At 52.9% G+C, this 15,158-nt stretch carries 13 protein-coding genes and 1 riboswitch; of the genes, 7 read left to right on the top strand and 6 right to left on the bottom strand.

Translation table 11 applies throughout. The annotated features are described in order from the left end of the window. The first annotated feature begins 30 nt into the window (after positions 1-30). The 6 genes from resA (at position 31) to glpK (ending at position 7,361) form a co-directional block, all read left to right on the top strand. Positions 31-555 carry a thiol-disulfide oxidoreductase ResA gene (gene resA, locus C173_RS18915; RefSeq protein WP_036727366.1) on the top strand — a complete coding sequence of 175 codons (525 nt, stop codon included), beginning with the start codon at positions 31-33 and terminating at the stop codon, positions 553-555. Next, positions 552-2,240 carry a cytochrome c biogenesis protein ResB gene (gene resB, locus C173_RS18910; protein ID WP_036727364.1) on the top strand — a complete coding sequence of 563 codons (1,689 nt, stop codon included), beginning with the start codon at positions 552-554 and terminating at the stop codon, positions 2,238-2,240. The genes resA and resB overlap by 4 nt, the downstream gene beginning before the upstream one ends. After that, positions 2,237-3,499, top strand: a complete 1,263-nt coding sequence (gene ccsA, locus C173_RS18905) for a cytochrome c biogenesis protein CcsA (RefSeq protein ID WP_036727362.1) — start codon at positions 2,237-2,239, stop codon at positions 3,497-3,499. Before resB ends, ccsA begins: the two co-directional genes overlap by 4 nt. Before the next feature lie 78 nt (positions 3,500-3,577). Then, entirely contained in the window at positions 3,578-4,294 is a 717-nt protein-coding gene (locus C173_RS18900) for a response regulator transcription factor (protein ID WP_036727360.1), read from the top strand. Next, positions 4,295-5,734 carry a HAMP domain-containing sensor histidine kinase gene (locus C173_RS18895; protein WP_036727358.1) on the top strand — a complete coding sequence of 480 codons (1,440 nt, stop codon included), beginning with the start codon at positions 4,295-4,297 and terminating at the stop codon, positions 5,732-5,734. A 121-nt stretch (positions 5,735-5,855) separates the two neighbouring features. Continuing rightward, positions 5,856-7,361, top strand: a complete 1,506-nt coding sequence (gene glpK / locus C173_RS18890) for a glycerol kinase GlpK (protein ID WP_036727356.1) — start codon at positions 5,856-5,858, stop codon at positions 7,359-7,361. 92 nt (positions 7,362-7,453) lie between these two features. On the opposite strand, the gene C173_RS18885 is transcribed toward glpK, so the two are convergent. The 6 genes from C173_RS18885 to C173_RS18860 all read right to left on the bottom strand — a co-directional run bounded on the left by C173_RS18885 (position 7,454) and on the right by C173_RS18860 (position 14,154). Beyond that, positions 7,454-8,446, bottom strand: coding sequence for a 3-oxoacyl-[acyl-carrier-protein] synthase III C-terminal domain-containing protein (locus tag C173_RS18885; RefSeq protein WP_036727354.1), 993 nt, complete (start codon positions 8,444-8,446; stop codon positions 7,454-7,456). Between the two features lie 139 nt (positions 8,447-8,585). After that, entirely contained in the window at positions 8,586-8,936 is a 351-nt protein-coding gene (locus C173_RS18880) for a hypothetical protein (RefSeq protein ID WP_036727352.1), read from the bottom strand. A 151-nt stretch (positions 8,937-9,087) separates the two neighbouring features. Next, positions 9,088-9,468 carry a carboxymuconolactone decarboxylase family protein gene (locus tag C173_RS18875; RefSeq protein ID WP_051478169.1) on the bottom strand — a complete coding sequence of 127 codons (381 nt, stop codon included), beginning with the start codon at positions 9,466-9,468 and terminating at the stop codon, positions 9,088-9,090. Between the two features lie 50 nt (positions 9,469-9,518). Then, the gene (locus C173_RS18870) at positions 9,519-11,132 is read right to left on the bottom strand and encodes a thiamine pyrophosphate-binding protein (RefSeq protein WP_235191948.1); all 1,614 of its coding nucleotides are present in this window, start codon (positions 11,130-11,132) and stop codon (positions 9,519-9,521) included. Positions 11,133-11,278: 146 nt separating this feature from the next. After that, a riboswitch (cyclic di-GMP riboswitch) is annotated at positions 11,279-11,375 on the bottom strand. Between the two features lie 501 nt (positions 11,376-11,876). After that, positions 11,877-13,127 (bottom strand): methyl-accepting chemotaxis protein, encoded by a 1,251-nt coding sequence (locus tag C173_RS18865; RefSeq protein ID WP_036727350.1) that lies wholly within the window; start codon positions 13,125-13,127, stop codon positions 11,877-11,879. 73 nt (positions 13,128-13,200) lie between these two features. Further along, positions 13,201-14,154 carry a helix-turn-helix transcriptional regulator gene (locus C173_RS18860; RefSeq protein WP_036727348.1) on the bottom strand — a complete coding sequence of 318 codons (954 nt, stop codon included), beginning with the start codon at positions 14,152-14,154 and terminating at the stop codon, positions 13,201-13,203. A 134-nt stretch (positions 14,155-14,288) separates the two neighbouring features. Between C173_RS18860 and C173_RS18855 the strand changes: the two genes are divergently transcribed. Next, the gene (locus C173_RS18855; RefSeq protein WP_036727346.1) at positions 14,289-15,131 is read left to right on the top strand and encodes an SDR family NAD(P)-dependent oxidoreductase; all 843 of its coding nucleotides are present in this window, start codon (positions 14,289-14,291) and stop codon (positions 15,129-15,131) included. Positions 15,132-15,158 lie beyond the last annotated feature (27 nt).

The following is a 15,158-nucleotide window of genomic DNA, read 5'->3' as shown; positions in this document are numbered from 1 at the left end:
GAGTTGCGTCACAGAAGGGGGTACCCCTGTATGGGCAAAGCCAGGAAGCCAATCCAAATCGTGATACTATTTCTAATTGTTCTGCTTGGGGGTTATGCCATCAGCTCCTCTGTGTTCGGGGGAGACGGCAAGCCTCAAGAAGGCGGGAAAGCGCCAAATTTTGAATTGCTTGGGCTGGACGGTGCGACCCATACGCTGGAGGAATTCAGAGGGAAGTCGGTTGTACTGAACTTCTGGGGATCCTGGTGCGCACCATGCGTGAAGGAAATGCCTGCCCTCCAGGCACAGTGGGAGAAATGGAAGGACCAGGGTGTCGTGGTCTTGGGCGTGAATGTGGGCGAGGATCAGATGACGGTGGACAATTTCGTGAAGCTCGTGGATATTGATTTTCCGGTTGTCATGGATAAGGGACGCAACGCGGTCCGCAGCTACGGGGTCTCCCCGCTGCCCACTACCTTCTTCATTAATACGAAGGGCAGGGTGGACAGCATTCATATCGGCCAGTTGGATCTGAACTCGCTTGACGAGCAAATCGGGAAGCTGGTGGGACCATGAGTAAGCATGAGCCGCTGATCAGCAACACCAAATGCGAATGCGGTCACCAGAATCCTGTAGGAACGGTTCTCTGTGAAGCCTGCGGCAAGCCGCTGGATGAGAAGGAAGAGAACGCTTCGGGGAACCTGGAGATGCGCTACGATGGGGTGGCCCGCCGTTCACAGCGGGTAAGCCCGGGAGTGATCGACAAGGTCTGGAACTTTTTTTCCTCCGTCAAAATTGCCATCTACCTGATTGTGCTGACGCTGCTGGGTGCGATGCTCGGTACGATATTTCCGCAAGAAAGCACCTTCTTAAATATTGATGCTTCAACCTATTATGAACAAACGTATGGAACAGCCGGGAATATATACTATAGACTCGGCCTTTCGCATACCTATGAATCCTGGTGGTTCGTGACACTGCTGGTTATGATTGGAGCTTCTCTGGTCATCTGCAGCCTGGACCGCGTGCTTCCGCTCTACAAGGCACTAACCCGGCAGAAGATCCGCAAGCACCGCCAGTTCCTTACCCGTCAAAAGCTTACGCTGAATACAGAGGTGGAGGGGGAGCCGGAGGAATGGGTGGCACGGATCGTTCAGCCGCTTAAGAAGAAAGGATACCGCGTGCGGACGGAGGGCGGCGCTTTACTGGCCGAGAAACACCGTTTCAGCCGCTGGGGACCTTATGTAATACATATCGGCCTGATTATATTTTTGCTTGCTGTGCTTGCCAGGGGATTGCCGGGTCTGAATATGGATCAGCATCTTGCCTTCCCGCAGGGAGAGACAGTAAAGATACCGGACACCAGCATGTACCTGAAGAACGAGAAATTCACGGTAGAATTCTATAGTGAAGAAGAGATGCCCGAGGAATTCCGGGGCAAGAAGGTTCTCCCTAAGCTCTATGAGACGAAGGCGGTTCTATATGAATGTACGGCAGACTGCAGCGATCCCTCCAAGGAGCCTCAGCTTGCGGAAGTGGCCAGACACGACATTCAGGTGAATTCTCCTCTAAGCTACCAAGGAATGAAAGCGTATCAGTTTGACTATGACCTTACGCCTGTGCTGCGTTCCGTGCAGCCTGATCTGGTCAATGCTTCAACCGGCGAGAGCTACGGCAAGTTCAGACTGGATATGAAGAATCCGCAGCGCAGCTTCAAGGCCGGACCGTACACGCTTGAACTGAAGGAGAAGTATATGGATTTCGGATTGAATGAGGAAGGCCGTCCGGTCTCCACCTCCCCTTATCCGAACGCTCCGGCGTTTCTCTTCCTGATCCGTGGTCCGGATCTGCCGGCAGAGGGGCAGCAATATTTCTATTTCCCGAAGCAGGTGGACAAGGAGCGCTTCCAGCAGGAGGCCATCAACGACAAGCTTGGAGGCGGCACACGGTTTCTGGAGCTTGAGGTGGGCAGTATGACGGATGTGGATTTCTCGGAATCCACCACCTATCTCAATATACGTGTGGACCGGGCCATGCCGTTCGTCTGGATTGGTGCGGGTATTGTCATGCTGGGGCTGATTCTCGGCTTCTACTGGCAGCACAGACGCATCTGGCTGATCGTTGAGGATGGACAGCTGGTGCTTGGAGGCCACACGAACAAGAACTGGTTCGGCTTCCGCCGTGAGCTCGTTTCTATTCTGGAGCAGATAGACATGACAGTCGATGACAAATCATTGGACAACGGAGGAGGCATGGCATGAACTTGCTCGATTTCAGCAGTGACGTCTTTATAGCCGCATTTTTCTTATACAGCGGTGCCTTCATGTTGTTCACCATTGCTATTATGGGCCGCAAATGGTCGGGCAGGAAGCCGGAGGAGCATACTGCACGGTGGGGCCGGATTGCTTTTATCACCTCCTCACTCGGGCTGCTCTGCCATCTGGCGTACTTCATTACCCGCTGGATGGGGGCCGGTCATATTCCGGTAAGTAACATGTATGAGTTCATGACTTTCCTATCGATGATGGTGATGGTGGCTTTTACGGTGATCTTCGCCATTTACCGCAAGATGATTCTTGGGGTATTCGCGGTTCCAATCTCCATTGTTGTGATGGCCTATGCAGCAGTATTTCCGCAGGAAGTGCAGCCGCTCATTCCTTCGCTCAAATCGATCTATCTGAATATTCATGTCACGCTTGCTGCCCTCGGGGAATCCTTCTTCGCGGTTGGCTTTGCCGCCGGGCTGATGTATCTGCTGCGGACAGTGAAATTTGACAGCAAGGAACGCAGTGACCGCAAGCAGCAGCGGCTGGTCGAATTTACTCTGTTCTCGATCATTGTTATAATTGGGTTTCTTGGATCTGTATTTGCCTTCCGCGGCGCGGGCTATGAATCTGTTTTTGTCCGTTCGAACGTTACGATTGACAGCCCCGGGCAGGAAGATAGTACAATAGAGAAAGTGAGTTATAAAATGCCGCCGATTGTGGCACCGTACCATAGCGAAATTGAGAGCTTCCAGCCGTTTCTTGGGCTTCAGAAGCCTTTGTTTCAAGCACCATCCTGGATGAATGGCGTCAATGCAGGGCGCAAGTTCAACACTGTGATCTGGTCACTGCTGTCCGGACTGCTCCTGTACGGGCTTCTTCGGCTGGCCGTGCGTAAGCCGCTAGGGAAGGCTCTTCATCCGGTACTTGATGGAATTGACGAGAATGACCTGGATGAGATTACCTACAGGGCAATCGCCATCGGGTTTCCGATTTTCACACTGGGGGCTTTGATTTTTGCAATGATATGGGCCGAGGTGGCTTGGGGCAGATTTTGGGGGTGGGACCCCAAGGAAGTCTGGGCTCTCGTCACCTGGCTGTTCTACAGTGCGTATCTCCATTTGCGGCTGGCCCGCGGCTGGCAGGGACGCAAATCCGCTTGGCTCGCTGTACTCGGCTTTCTAATCGTAATGTTTACCCTGGTCGGCGTTAACCTGGTTATCGCCGGACTTCATTCATATGCGGGAACGGACTGATAAGCTCAGGCTTCTTTCGGGCATGCGTATGATCCAGGGTGACGTTCTACTGTAATTGATGAAGGGGTTGTTGTGTAAATGGCTGAGCACTTGAATAGAATTCTGGTGGTGGATGACGAAGAACGTATCCGCCGCCTGCTCAAAATGTATCTTGAAAAAGAAGGCTACGAGATTGATGAGGCGGAGGACGGGGAAATCGCCCTGCGCAAAGCAACCGCCAATGACTACGGTCTGATTCTGCTGGATGTGATGCTGCCGGGTATTGACGGGATTGAAGTGCTGACCCGGCTAAGAGGGGTGAAGTCCACACCGGTCCTGATGCTTACCGCTAAGGGTGAGGAGATTAACCGGGTACAGGGCTTTGAGATGGGGGCAGACGATTATGTCGTCAAGCCGTTCAGTCCGCGCGAGGTGATCTACCGGGTCAAGGCGATCATGCGCCGTTCTTCCGCAACGGCATTTTTGTCCAAAGAGAGTAATTCAAGCAACAATATCGTGTTCCCGTTCCTGATTATTGAGCATGATGCACACCGCGTAAGCGCAGGGGGCCAAGAGGTAAGTCTGACGCCCAAGGAATACGAGCTGCTGCATTATCTGGCCATCTCACCGGACAAGGTGTTCTCACGTGAGGAGCTGCTGAAGGATGTATGGAATTATGAGTTCTTCGGAGATCTGCGCACCGTGGATACCCATGTCAAGCGTCTGCGTGAAAAACTGAATAAGGTATCCCCGGAATCGGCAGCGATGATTACAACGGTATGGGGAGTAGGCTATAAGCTAGAGGTGCCTAAATAAGTGAACTTCTGGAGAAGCCTTGTCGGTAAGCTGTGGATCACGATCATCTTTCTGGTTGCTGTCGTGCTCATTACACTCGGGCTGTTCCTGCTGCCTTACATCGACAGTAATTTCACCAATTCCGGTGCAATCAAGCGCTTGTTCATGTATACATGCATGATCGGGTTCTCTCTGACCACCTTCTTTGCACTGTTCCTGTTCACGAAGATCACCCAGCCGATGCAGCAGGTTATTGAGGCAGCGAATGACATCCGCCGCGGCGAGTATGGAACAAGACTGACCCTGGTCACAAGCGATGAGATCGGCCAGCTCGCCACATCGTTTAACCACATGGCGGAAGAGCTGGAAGAGAATATACGCAGTCTGAATAATGAAAAAGGGCATTTATCCAGTGTTCTGCGCAGCATGAGCGATGCGGTAATCACCTTCGATATCGAAGGCCGGATCATCCTCACCAATCCGCATGGCCAGACCCTCCTCGAAACCTGGAGTGATCTTGCCTGGGAGGAAGAAGAGGATAACGGCTTACTTCCGAAGGCCTCCGCTTCCAGTGAGGTGCCGCCGCCGCTGCGTCCGCTGTTCTTCAGCACCCTTGAGGGCGGGGGCGATCAACGCTCCAATGTCCATGTCCGGCAGGGGGTATGGTCGGTGCACATGGCACCGCTCTATTCCGAAGATCATCTGCGCGGAGCTGTTGCCGTTCTGCGGGATGTGACCGAAGAGGTACGTCTGGAGAAGATGCGGCGTGATTTCGTGGCCAATGTATCCCATGAGATCCGCACCCCGCTATCCATGATGCAGGGGTACAGTGAAGCACTGCTAGACGGAATGGCTTCCTCTCCGGAGGAGAGCAGTGAGCTGGTTCAGGTCATTCATGATGAATCCTTGCGTATGGGCCGTCTGGTGAAGGATCTGCTGGACCTGGCGCGCATGGAAGCAGGACATACGGATATGCTGAAGGCCAGGGTGGATGTGGGAGAATTGCTGGAGCGGGTATACCGCAAGTTCTCCGTCAGAGCCAAGGAGCGGGATATCATGCTGGAGCTTAAGAAGCCTGAACAGGAACTGCTGCTGGCGGCAGCCGATGAAGACAAGCTGGAGCAGGTGCTGACCAATCTGCTGGATAATGCCTTCCGGCACACTCCGGCGGACCGGAGAATCTCTATTCTGGCAGGCACAGTAGTGCTAGAGGGCAGGAGTCTGGTAGAGATCGCGATCAGAGACCAGGGGGCCGGCATTAACCCCGAGGATCTGCCGTTTATCTTCGAACGCTTCTACAAAGCGGATAAAGCGCGCCTGCGCGGGGAGACGGGCGGTACCGGGCTTGGTCTTGCTATTGTGAAGAATATCGTCGAATCGCATCACGGCAGCATTTATGCCTCCAGCAAGCTGGGAGAAGGCACCACATTTACCCTGCGGCTTCCTGTCGAAAAACAGTAAACCAAGACCATGCATGACAGCGCCTCTGAGAGCAGAGGTGCTTTTTGTTGAAATCACCACATTAATATTGTTCATCGTGAAACATATATTTCAAGCTAAGGCTTGCAGGAGGCTGGGCATTATGATCTTATCCTTGGACCAAGGTACTACCAGCTCACGGGCAATTCTCTTTGATGCAGAGGCGGAAGTGATCTCGCAGGGGCAATATGAGATCCGGCAATCCTTTCCCCGCCCGGGCTGGGTGGAGCATGACCCGGAGCAGATCTGGGAGAGCCAGCTTGCCGCAGCCAGAGATGCCATTGCAGCAAGCTCCGTACCGGCTGATCACATCACGGCAATCGGCATTACCAACCAGCGGGAGACTGCACTCATCTGGGATAAAATTACAGGAGAGCCGATCTATCCGGCAATTGTCTGGCAGGACCGGCGGACAGCAGACCAATGTGAGGCGCTGAAATCGCAGGGTATGGCCGGAGTCATTGCGGACAAGACGGGGCTTGTCATCGACGCGTATTTCTCGGCGACCAAGCTGGCATGGATTCTGGACCATGTACCGGGAGCAAGAGAGCGTGCAGGCAAGGGAGAGCTCCTGGCGGGAACGATAGACACCTGGCTGATCTGGAAGCTGACCGGGGGTGCGGTACACGCTACAGACGTTACTAATGCTTCAAGAACGATGATGTATAACCTGCATGAGCGCCAGTGGGATGAAGAGCTGATGGACACGCTGCGTATTCCGCGGTCCATTCTGCCGGAGGTGAGGATGTCGGGCGGAGATTTCGGTGTCTGTGACCAGCAGTGGTTCGGTCTGGAGATTCCTATCCGGTCGGTGCTCGGGGACCAGCAGGCAGCGCTCTTTGGTCATACCTGCCTGGAGGCAGGCAGTGCTAAGAACACCTATGGGACAGGCTGCTTCATTCTCATGAATACAGGCACTGAAGCTGTGGCATCCAGTCATGGCCTATTGACCACGGTAGCCTGGGGCATGGGCGATGAGCTCTATTATGCACTGGAAGGCAGTGTTTTCGTGGCTGGAGCGGCTGTGCAGTGGCTGCAGGAGGGGCTGGGGCTAATTGTCGCGCCCGCCGACTCGGAAGAGAAGGCCAGCGAGGTGGACGAGAGTGAGGGGGTTGTGGTGGTTCCAGCCTTTACCGGCCTGGGTGCGCCTTACTGGGATATGTATGCGCGGGGCGCCATATTCGGCTTGACGCGGGGCACCACCTCCGCACATCTGGTACGGGCGACGCTGGAATCACTGGCCTTCCAGTCCCGCGATGTCATCGACGCGATGCAGAAGGATGCCGGCATGCCGCTCACCGGCCTGAGGGTAGACGGGGGTGCGGTGCGCAACAATCTGCTGATGCAGTTCCAGGCCGATATTCTGGGCAGCGAAGTGACACGTACAACCTACGCGGAGACTACAGCACTTGGCGCTGCGCTGCTAGCCGGACTTACCTCCGGGGTATGGACCCGTGAGCAGCTGGAGAGCTTCAATACGGCCGAGAAGGTCTTCTCGCCGCAGATGGAGCCGGAGGAGCGGGAACGCAGATACGGTGCCTGGCAGGATGCTGTGTCGCGCACGATGGGCTGGGAGAAGCATGAGGGCAAGCACGAAGGCAGACTTTAGAGCGGAGTAGAGGCATTAAGAACAGAAACGGCCCGCAGGCAGAAACTTTGCTGCGGGCCGTTTTTTACTCTGGAACAGAATGAACAGTAAGATTAGTACTCCATTACAAATGCGACATTCTGCCATCCGGCGCCCACGGTCCAGAACAGGACCTTGTCTCCGCGTTCAAGCTGCCCGGTAGTGACGGCTCTGTGAAGGGCAATGAACGGGCTGCTGGTCGAGGTATAGCCGAACTCATCGCCTATGTAGACTGCGGCCTCAGGGTTAATACCGGTTTTGCCGGAGACGGCCTGGATGTTCGGAAGAGACAGCTGTGAGAAGCAGGCAGCCTTGACCGATTCAGGGGCAATCCCGTTGTTGCTTAGCAGAGTGTTGATTGATTCGGAAGCGGCATCCACACAGATGGAATCATCGAATGGAATGAACTTCACATTGAACTCTCCTGCGGCAACACCGGTGCGTCCGAGCTTAGCCAGGCCTTCTGCCGGGAACAGAGAGTTGCCGTACACACAGGTGTCTGTCTGGTAGATAGAGTCAATGAAGCCGACCGAATGCTCATCGCGCTCCAGAATAACAGCGGCAGCGGCATCACCGAAGTTCGCGTAATATACCGGATCATTCTTGTCCGCATGCGGTGCCACGTAATCGGAGCCGATGACCAGGGCGCGGCGGATTCTCGGGTTCGCCATCATCTGGCGGCTGACCTGCTCAACCGAGGCGGTCATTCCGGCACAGTTGGCATTGCTGTCAATACAGATGGTATGCGAAGCCCCGTTAATCAGGCGGTGAATCATCAATGAGTTCGTAGGAAATATATATTCAGGGGTTTGGCTTGCATAAGCGATCAGGTCAATGTCAGGGCCGGTAAGACCGGTCTTCTCCAGAACATTACTTGCGGCTTCAAAAGCCATTGTCAGGGAATTCTCATCCGGGCTGTCGATGCTGTAGCGGTTTTCACGGCCCAGAGTAGCCAACAGTCCACGGATATCAATACCTTTGTCATCAAAATGCTGAATGAAAAAGTCATTGCCGATTCTTTTGTCTGGATGGTAGATATCAATGTCCTTAATGCGAATCCCCGCCATAGTACAGACCTCCTAAAGTTTTGTTAGCTATACTTCTCACGAATCTGCTTCTTACAAAACTCTCTTCCAGCATTAGCAGCCGGTTTAATGAATGAACCTGTGCGTTTCAAGCGGCTGATTTAGGTTTAAATTGTATTTATTAAGCTTGTACGGTTGAAGTGATCTCCAGATTCTCAAGTCCTGCTTTGCGGCCCAGGCGTGCCAGCTGCATTTTGAGGATCGGGTTATTTTCCAGGGTAAGACTCACTTTCTGGAAGCCGTCAGCCTTGAACATGATGAAGCAGCCTTCAAGCAGCGGTACAACATCAGGAGCGGTTACATTCAGCTTGCGGCAGTCGATCTCTAGTGCATATTCAGCAGGGCTGATCGGGTTAATAGTCTGCTGGTAAGCCTGTATAGATTTGAGCCCGTCCTCGTTAGAGAAGGTTCCCTCCAGCTCAATATTGATTACTTTCTTCGCAGTATCTGTCTTCAAAATAAATTGTCCCATGTTGATCTCTCCCTAAGTGTAATTTCCAATACCTCCAAAACGTTATTCCTGCGACTCTATTCGACAAAACCGCAATTCGATTTGGGATATTTTGCCTTCATTATAACCAGATCATACTGAAACGTGCAATCAAAAGTCGAAATTTGTAGATTTATGAAGATTTTTCTTTGATCTCCTCCAGGGTATCCAGCAGCACATTAAAGGCCGAAATCACCCGGGGGGCACCGACGCAAGGGGTCAGATGCAGCAGCACGCCCTTGATCTGCTCGACGGTCATGCCAACGCGGAGCGCCATTACATAATGAACCCCCAGCTGTTCATATTGTCCCATCGTAATCAGCGACGAGATCACCGCGATCTCCTTCCAGTCAGAGCCAATCGTGGTCCGCTGAAAAATATCGCCATAGGCATTGCCCATGATATATTCGGCTAATTCCGGAAAATGCTCTTTGATCGGAGCCAGGGCCTTGGCCCCATAATCTCCTGAGAGATCAGTGAAATGATCGAGTCCGCTGTTCATGTTCTTGTTCACGATATGTCCTCCTGATAGTAGGTTAGAAAAGGTGTGCGGATACGGCTTCCTTACGTAAGATCCAGCGTGCGGTGGGCCGTAGGAGGCATTTCATCACGGTCAGTCAGCAGCTCAATGACAGCTGCCTTGTTAAGTGCCACAGCTTCGCGGATTGCGGCAGCGAACTCCTCCTGCGTCTCGCAGCGGAAGCCGGCTGCACCCAGCGATTCGGCGAATTTCACGGCATCCATCGGAACCTCGAAGATCGTACCGTCAATCCGGCCGGTCGTTTTCTCCATACCCTTAAGCGCCATATCCAGCTGCTTATTGTTCACCACAATGAAAATCACCGGAATGTCCTTGCAAACGGCTGTGTTTATTTCAGTTCCGAGCATCATAAAACAGCCGTCACCGGTAATGCAGAAGACAGTCTCTCCGGGAGAAGCCGTCTTGGCACCGATCGCCATGCCAATTGAATTGCCCATGCAAGCAAAGTAGGCATCGAATATGAAGCTGCCGGGCCTGCGGACATTGAACCATTTCACAGCATTGAACCCGTGGCTGCCGTCATCTACAAACACGCTGCTGTTGTAAGGAATCAGGTCGCTCATTGTGCTCATTACCGAAGCCAGAGAGAGCCCCGCCAGCACGGGCAACTCGTCATTGTAAGCATTGGAGATTGTGATTTCATGCTTGGTGACCGTAGAGGGGTCCAGCTTCTGAAGATACAGTGCCAGGTTATCCCTTAAGTCCCCGCCGACAGCGATGGTGGATGAGGACAGTATTTTGCCGACAAAGGTTGGATCTACATCGAACTGGATCAGCTGCGGCGGATGATTCTCCGGCTTCAGGTTGCAGATGGTCATGTCGCTCAGGCGGGAGCCCAGAACAATGAACAGGTCGCTGTTGTTCAGCAATTCATCGCCGTGCGAGGAGCCGCCAACGCCGACAGGACCGTGGTAGAGCGGGTGATCATAAGCTATTGCACCTTTGCCGCCTGGAGAGGTGACTACAGGAATGTTGAAGGTCTCAGCCAGCTGAACCAGTTCCTGATGGGCACCTGAGCGGTTGACGCCTTTACCGGCAATGATCAGCGGCCTAGCGGATTGATTAATCGCCGAGATGACCCGGTCATAGTTCTGATAACTGACTAGTCCCTCGCGTTCCGGCAGAACAATCCGGCATTCCGCGAGCCGCTCTGTCTGCACATCAAACGGAATGCAGAGATGGACCGGACCTTTTTGGTCACCGAGGGCGATGGATAGGGCATGGTTGAAAATCGTGCTGAAGTGATCGCCGCGTTCAACGAGCTTGCTGAAGAGGGTGGCCGGCCGGAACATATCTGCCAAATCAGCCAGGTAGGAAGTGGAATCCTGACATTGGGGAATGCCCAGCTCCTTGATGGACTGATGTCCGGTGATGAAGAGGACGGGAAGATTATTGGCCTTGGCATGCGCTGCTGCGGTGAGCAGATTCGTTCCGCCCGGACCGGAGGTGCCGAAGGCTACCCCGAGACTGCCGGTCTTCAGAGCATAACCGCCGGCGGCGAAGCCGGAGCTGGATTCGTGCCGGCCGGGGATGAACTCTATACCGTAGTCAACCATTTTCAAAGCGATGGGGCAAATAGACTTGCCTATGATTCCAAAAGAATGAGTGACTCCCAGATCGTGTAATGCTTCCGCCATATAATCTGCAACTGTCTTCAGAACATCCACCCCGCAAGTTGTTATTTGTATACGTCAGCAATAGAAAACCTGTACTCACCATTGGAGCACAGGTCTGTTGCACGAATCACCATAATCAAACGCGAAACCTAAGGCGTTCACAGTTTTTCAGCAACCTGGCTGTCATGATCCCACTTCAGAAATGAGACTGTAGATCCATGGCTTTGCGTCATTCCCTTTCGGTGAATTTTGCCGGTATGCGGTTATAAATGAATTTGTGGAGAATTTTCCTTTACAATATATTCCTTGCTCCGCTTTTGTCAATAACCCCTGTGAGAAGAAACTCGGAATTTGACGAATATTCAGGAGTGGAAATGGCTAAATATTTGGATTTTCAAACTTTTGAAAATGGTTGTCCCTGGAAGACTAAAGTCTTAAAATGCAAATGGCCGTTTAGGTTGATTAATGTGGGAAGTGAGCACAAAGCCTCATTACATTCCTGATTTACTGCAAAACATTAAGAATTCACTAGATATACAGCATTACAAATTTCAGTGATAGGACTTAAGTAATAGTGATGTAAGATGTTAGCTTATAGACAAGCTATGACAATAGAACGACTATAGTAAAGAAGTGCAAAGCACGGTTTTTACCCTTATGCACAATTTCAACAATTTGTGAATATTACATAACAATCTTTGTTTTGCCCAAAAAAAGAGACACCTCCCGCAGAAAATTCCGCAGGCGTGTCTCTTTGTGCTGAGGTTAAAATTTGAAAATATGAATCGTTTTTTGCAGGTTGAAGACCGCGGAGGTCATCTTCTCTGTCTCCTCAGCTACGGATTGAAGAGCATGAATCTGTTCGTTCATCGCTGCGGATACCTCTTCCGTCCCTGCGGCGGTCTCCTGGGTGATGGCTGAGATATTCTCGATCGCCCCGGAGATCTTGAGCGCGCTCTCCAGCATAAGGTCACTCTCTGCGGAAAAGGAGGCAATCTGCTCGGTTATGTATTGGACACTATGCACAATTTGAGCAAAAATGTTGGCTGTCTCCGTAATCATCTCATTCTGCACTTGGACTACCTCTTCATTGATGGCGATGTTATCGATAGCCTGCTTGATATCCGCTTCGATGCTGCGTACCAGACCGAACACCTCTTTGGTTGAAGCGGTGGATTCCTCGGCCAGCTTGCGGACCTCCTGGGCAACAACGGCGAACCCGCGGCCATGCTCGCCTGCACGGGCAGCTTCAATAGAAGCATTGAGCGACAGCAGGTTGGTCTGTTCAGCAATTTCGGTAATCGTCTTGGTAATCATCGTAATGCCTCGTGCGTTATGCGATAGGGCTTCGATAGTATCCGCCACCTTCTGGGTAGCCTGGATGTTCTTGCGCATGCCTTCGGCTTGGGTATCCACCGATTGCCGTCCCTGTTCTACCAATTCCAGCGTATGTACAGACCTTTTATTCATTTCCTTGGTGGAATTCGTATAATTGGAGACTTTGATTTCGATATCCTTGATCGATTCGGTCATATCAGCGATATCCACCGAGATTTCGTTAGCACCGAGGGCCAGTTCATTGGAGGAGGAGGCCACCTGCGCCATGACAAACTTCAGGTTCTGATTCTTGTCTTCAATCCCGCGGCTGGCGTCCATAACCTGACGGGTAATCTGTGAGGCATCGGTGAGGATTTTTTTGAGCTTGTCAATCATGGTGTTGAAGGAGCGGCTGATGTCGCCCATGGAGCCATTCTCATCGGCACGGCTGGTGAAGTCGCCTTTGGCAATCGTGTGCGTCACATTGGAGATATCCTCAAATGAAGATGTAAGCGTTCTCTCAATGAAGCGCGCAAGCGGGTAAGTCAGCGCTGCCAGGACGGCGACAAGAATAATGCCGATGAGCAGCCTGTCCATGAGGATTAGTGTGATTAAGACAGGGACAGCGAATAAAGCGGCAACCAGGTAACATCCGGTGACGATTTTTTGTTTCAACGGCAGCTTGTTCATCCAGTCCATAATGTAAAGTCCCCCTATAAATAATAATGTGTATTGTAATATTATAGGGGATACTAGTGCATTTGGTCTATTATTAAAAATCGTATAATGCTGCCGCTTCACGCAGAGCCGCAGCAACCGTATCCGCAAGCTCAGGCGGTGCCGTCACCTTGATACCCTGACCCAGGGACAGGATGATCCGGCACGCAGACTCCGGCGTGTTGAACTCGGCCTCGGCCCTGATCCAGCCCGGGGCCTCAGCAGGCTCCTGGTGCAACAGGGCGACGTATCGCTCCTTCTGCAGCTCCTTCATCGTTTGCTCTCTTACAAGAAGGCTGGAGGGGTACCTGGGCAAGGCAGACTTGAATGCGGCGGTGGAGGTCTCCCAGTACTCAGACAGGTGGAAATCCTCCGGCTGCTCAAAAGACTCATCTGTGACTTTGGCCTCAGTGATTCTGGAGACCCTGTAGGTCCGCAGCTCGCTGTGATGCCCCGCGACCAAGTACCAGACGCCGCGCTTGACTACCAGCCCCAGCGGTGCAACCAGCCGCTCTGCGGCGTCCTCCCCGCGCAGATAGGTGATGCTCACCTTGCGGTTTTCCCATAAGGCTCCCTGCAAAGCGGATAGGCAGGGATAGGTTTCCCCGGAGGGATGCCACCCGGCTCCGTCGATGTGAATCCGCTGGCTGAGGAAGCTGAAGGGGGTGACTGGCTGCCGCGTAGCGACGGCCTGGAGCTTGCGGGCGGCCGAGGAGAACTCCTCCTGAATGCCCAGAGCGTGCAGAATCGCCGGATCAGCGGGCACCAGCAGCGCGGCAATCTCCTTGGTGTTCATTCCGGTCAGGGAATTCCGGTAGCCTTCAGCCAGCTTCCAGCCGCCTTCCCGGCCGCGCTCCGCCAGCACGGGGATGCCGGAGAAGCTTAGTGCTTCCATATCCCGGAAGATTGTACGTTCGGATACCTCCAGCGTTAGCGCCAGCTCTTTGGAGCTGATTTTCCCGCGGCTCTGTAAGAGTTGAACGATAGTGATCAGGCGATCCGCTCTCATTCTGTAACCTCCCTTGAATGTATTATTTATATATGTCAATGGTTGTCATGTATAAGGTATATATTAGACAAGAGTACGGATTAGCGCAAATGATCATCTAATCCGGGCATGATAGATGAAAGGGAGCGGATCAAATGACAAATCTGCAAGGGAAAGTGGCATTGGTAACAGGCGGGAGCAGGGGAGCGGGCAGAGGCATTGCACTGGAGCTGGCGAAGGCTGGTGCCTATGTATACATTACGGGCAGGAATGCCGGTATGCCGCAGGAGGGACAAGCAAGAACGCTTGAAGGGGTGCTGGCTGAGATCCGCCGCTCAGGCGGGGACGGAGCCGTGATCCGCTGTGATCATACCAATGACAGCGAGACAGAGGCTGTAATCCGGCAGATTAGCGCAGAGCAGGGCAGACTGGATATTCTGGTCAATAACGTCTGGGGCGGCAATACTCTCCCTATCGGGAATGAACCGTTCTGGGAGCAGCCGGTGCAGCATTGGGATCATATGTTCACTGCCGGTGTGAGGGCGCAGCTAATGACTAATTATTATGCTGTACCCCTGATGCGCAGGGAAGGAGCGGGGGCGGGTAAATTAATCATCCATACGACCTTCTGGGACGAGTACAAGTACACGGGGAACTTCTATTATGATCTGTCCAAAAATGCGCTGGTGCGTATGGCCTACGGGCTATCCCTTGAACTGGCTGAGGATGGCATCGCAGTGATCCCCGTTTCTCCGGGCTGGATGCGGACCGAGCTGGTCCTGGACAGCTTCGGCACAGATGAGGAGCACTGGCAGGAGGAGGAGGGGCTTCAGACCACTGAATCAACCGCTTATATCGGACGGGCAGTTGCAGCACTTGCTGCTGATCCTGAAGTGATATCCATGACTGGTACTCCCCAGAAGGTAGGGGACCTGGCATGGAAATACGCCTTTACGGACACTGATGGCCGGCAGGTGCCAGCCTACCGGATTTCATAGTATAACGCAAAAACACTCTTTGGAAGT

Origin of the sequence: Paenibacillus sp. FSL R7-277, assembly GCF_000517965.1 — a bacterium.
GTDB classification, from domain to species: domain Bacteria; phylum Bacillota; class Bacilli; order Paenibacillales; family Paenibacillaceae; genus Paenibacillus_AQ; species Paenibacillus_AQ silagei.
The sequence above is the reverse complement of the archived record's forward strand: the minus strand, read 5'-3'. Positions and strand labels throughout refer to the sequence as shown.

Bases quoted from the DNA above. Each gene is read 5' to 3' on its own strand.
- resA (WP_036727366.1), top strand. From the start codon at position 31: ATGGGCAAAGCCAGGAAGCCAATCCAAATCGTGATACTATTTCTAATT.
- resB (WP_036727364.1), top strand. From the start codon at position 552: ATGAGTAAGCATGAGCCGCTGATCAGCAACACCAAATGCGAATGCGGT.
- ccsA (WP_036727362.1), top strand. From the start codon at position 2,237: ATGAACTTGCTCGATTTCAGCAGTGACGTCTTTATAGCCGCATTTTTC.
- C173_RS18900 (WP_036727360.1), top strand. From the start codon at position 3,578: ATGGCTGAGCACTTGAATAGAATTCTGGTGGTGGATGACGAAGAACGT.
- glpK (WP_036727356.1), top strand. From the start codon at position 5,856: ATGATCTTATCCTTGGACCAAGGTACTACCAGCTCACGGGCAATTCTC.
- C173_RS18885 (WP_036727354.1), bottom strand. From the start codon at position 8,446: ATGGCGGGGATTCGCATTAAGGACATTGATATCTACCATCCAGACAAA.
- C173_RS18880 (WP_036727352.1), bottom strand. From the start codon at position 8,936: ATGGGACAATTTATTTTGAAGACAGATACTGCGAAGAAAGTAATCAAT.
- C173_RS18870 (WP_235191948.1), bottom strand. From the start codon at position 11,132: ATGGCGGAAGCATTACACGATCTGGGAGTCACTCATTCTTTTGGAATC.
- C173_RS18865 (WP_036727350.1), bottom strand. From the start codon at position 13,127: ATGGACTGGATGAACAAGCTGCCGTTGAAACAAAAAATCGTCACCGGA.
- C173_RS18860 (WP_036727348.1), bottom strand. From the start codon at position 14,154: ATGAGAGCGGATCGCCTGATCACTATCGTTCAACTCTTACAGAGCCGC.
- C173_RS18855 (WP_036727346.1), top strand. From the start codon at position 14,289: ATGACAAATCTGCAAGGGAAAGTGGCATTGGTAACAGGCGGGAGCAGG.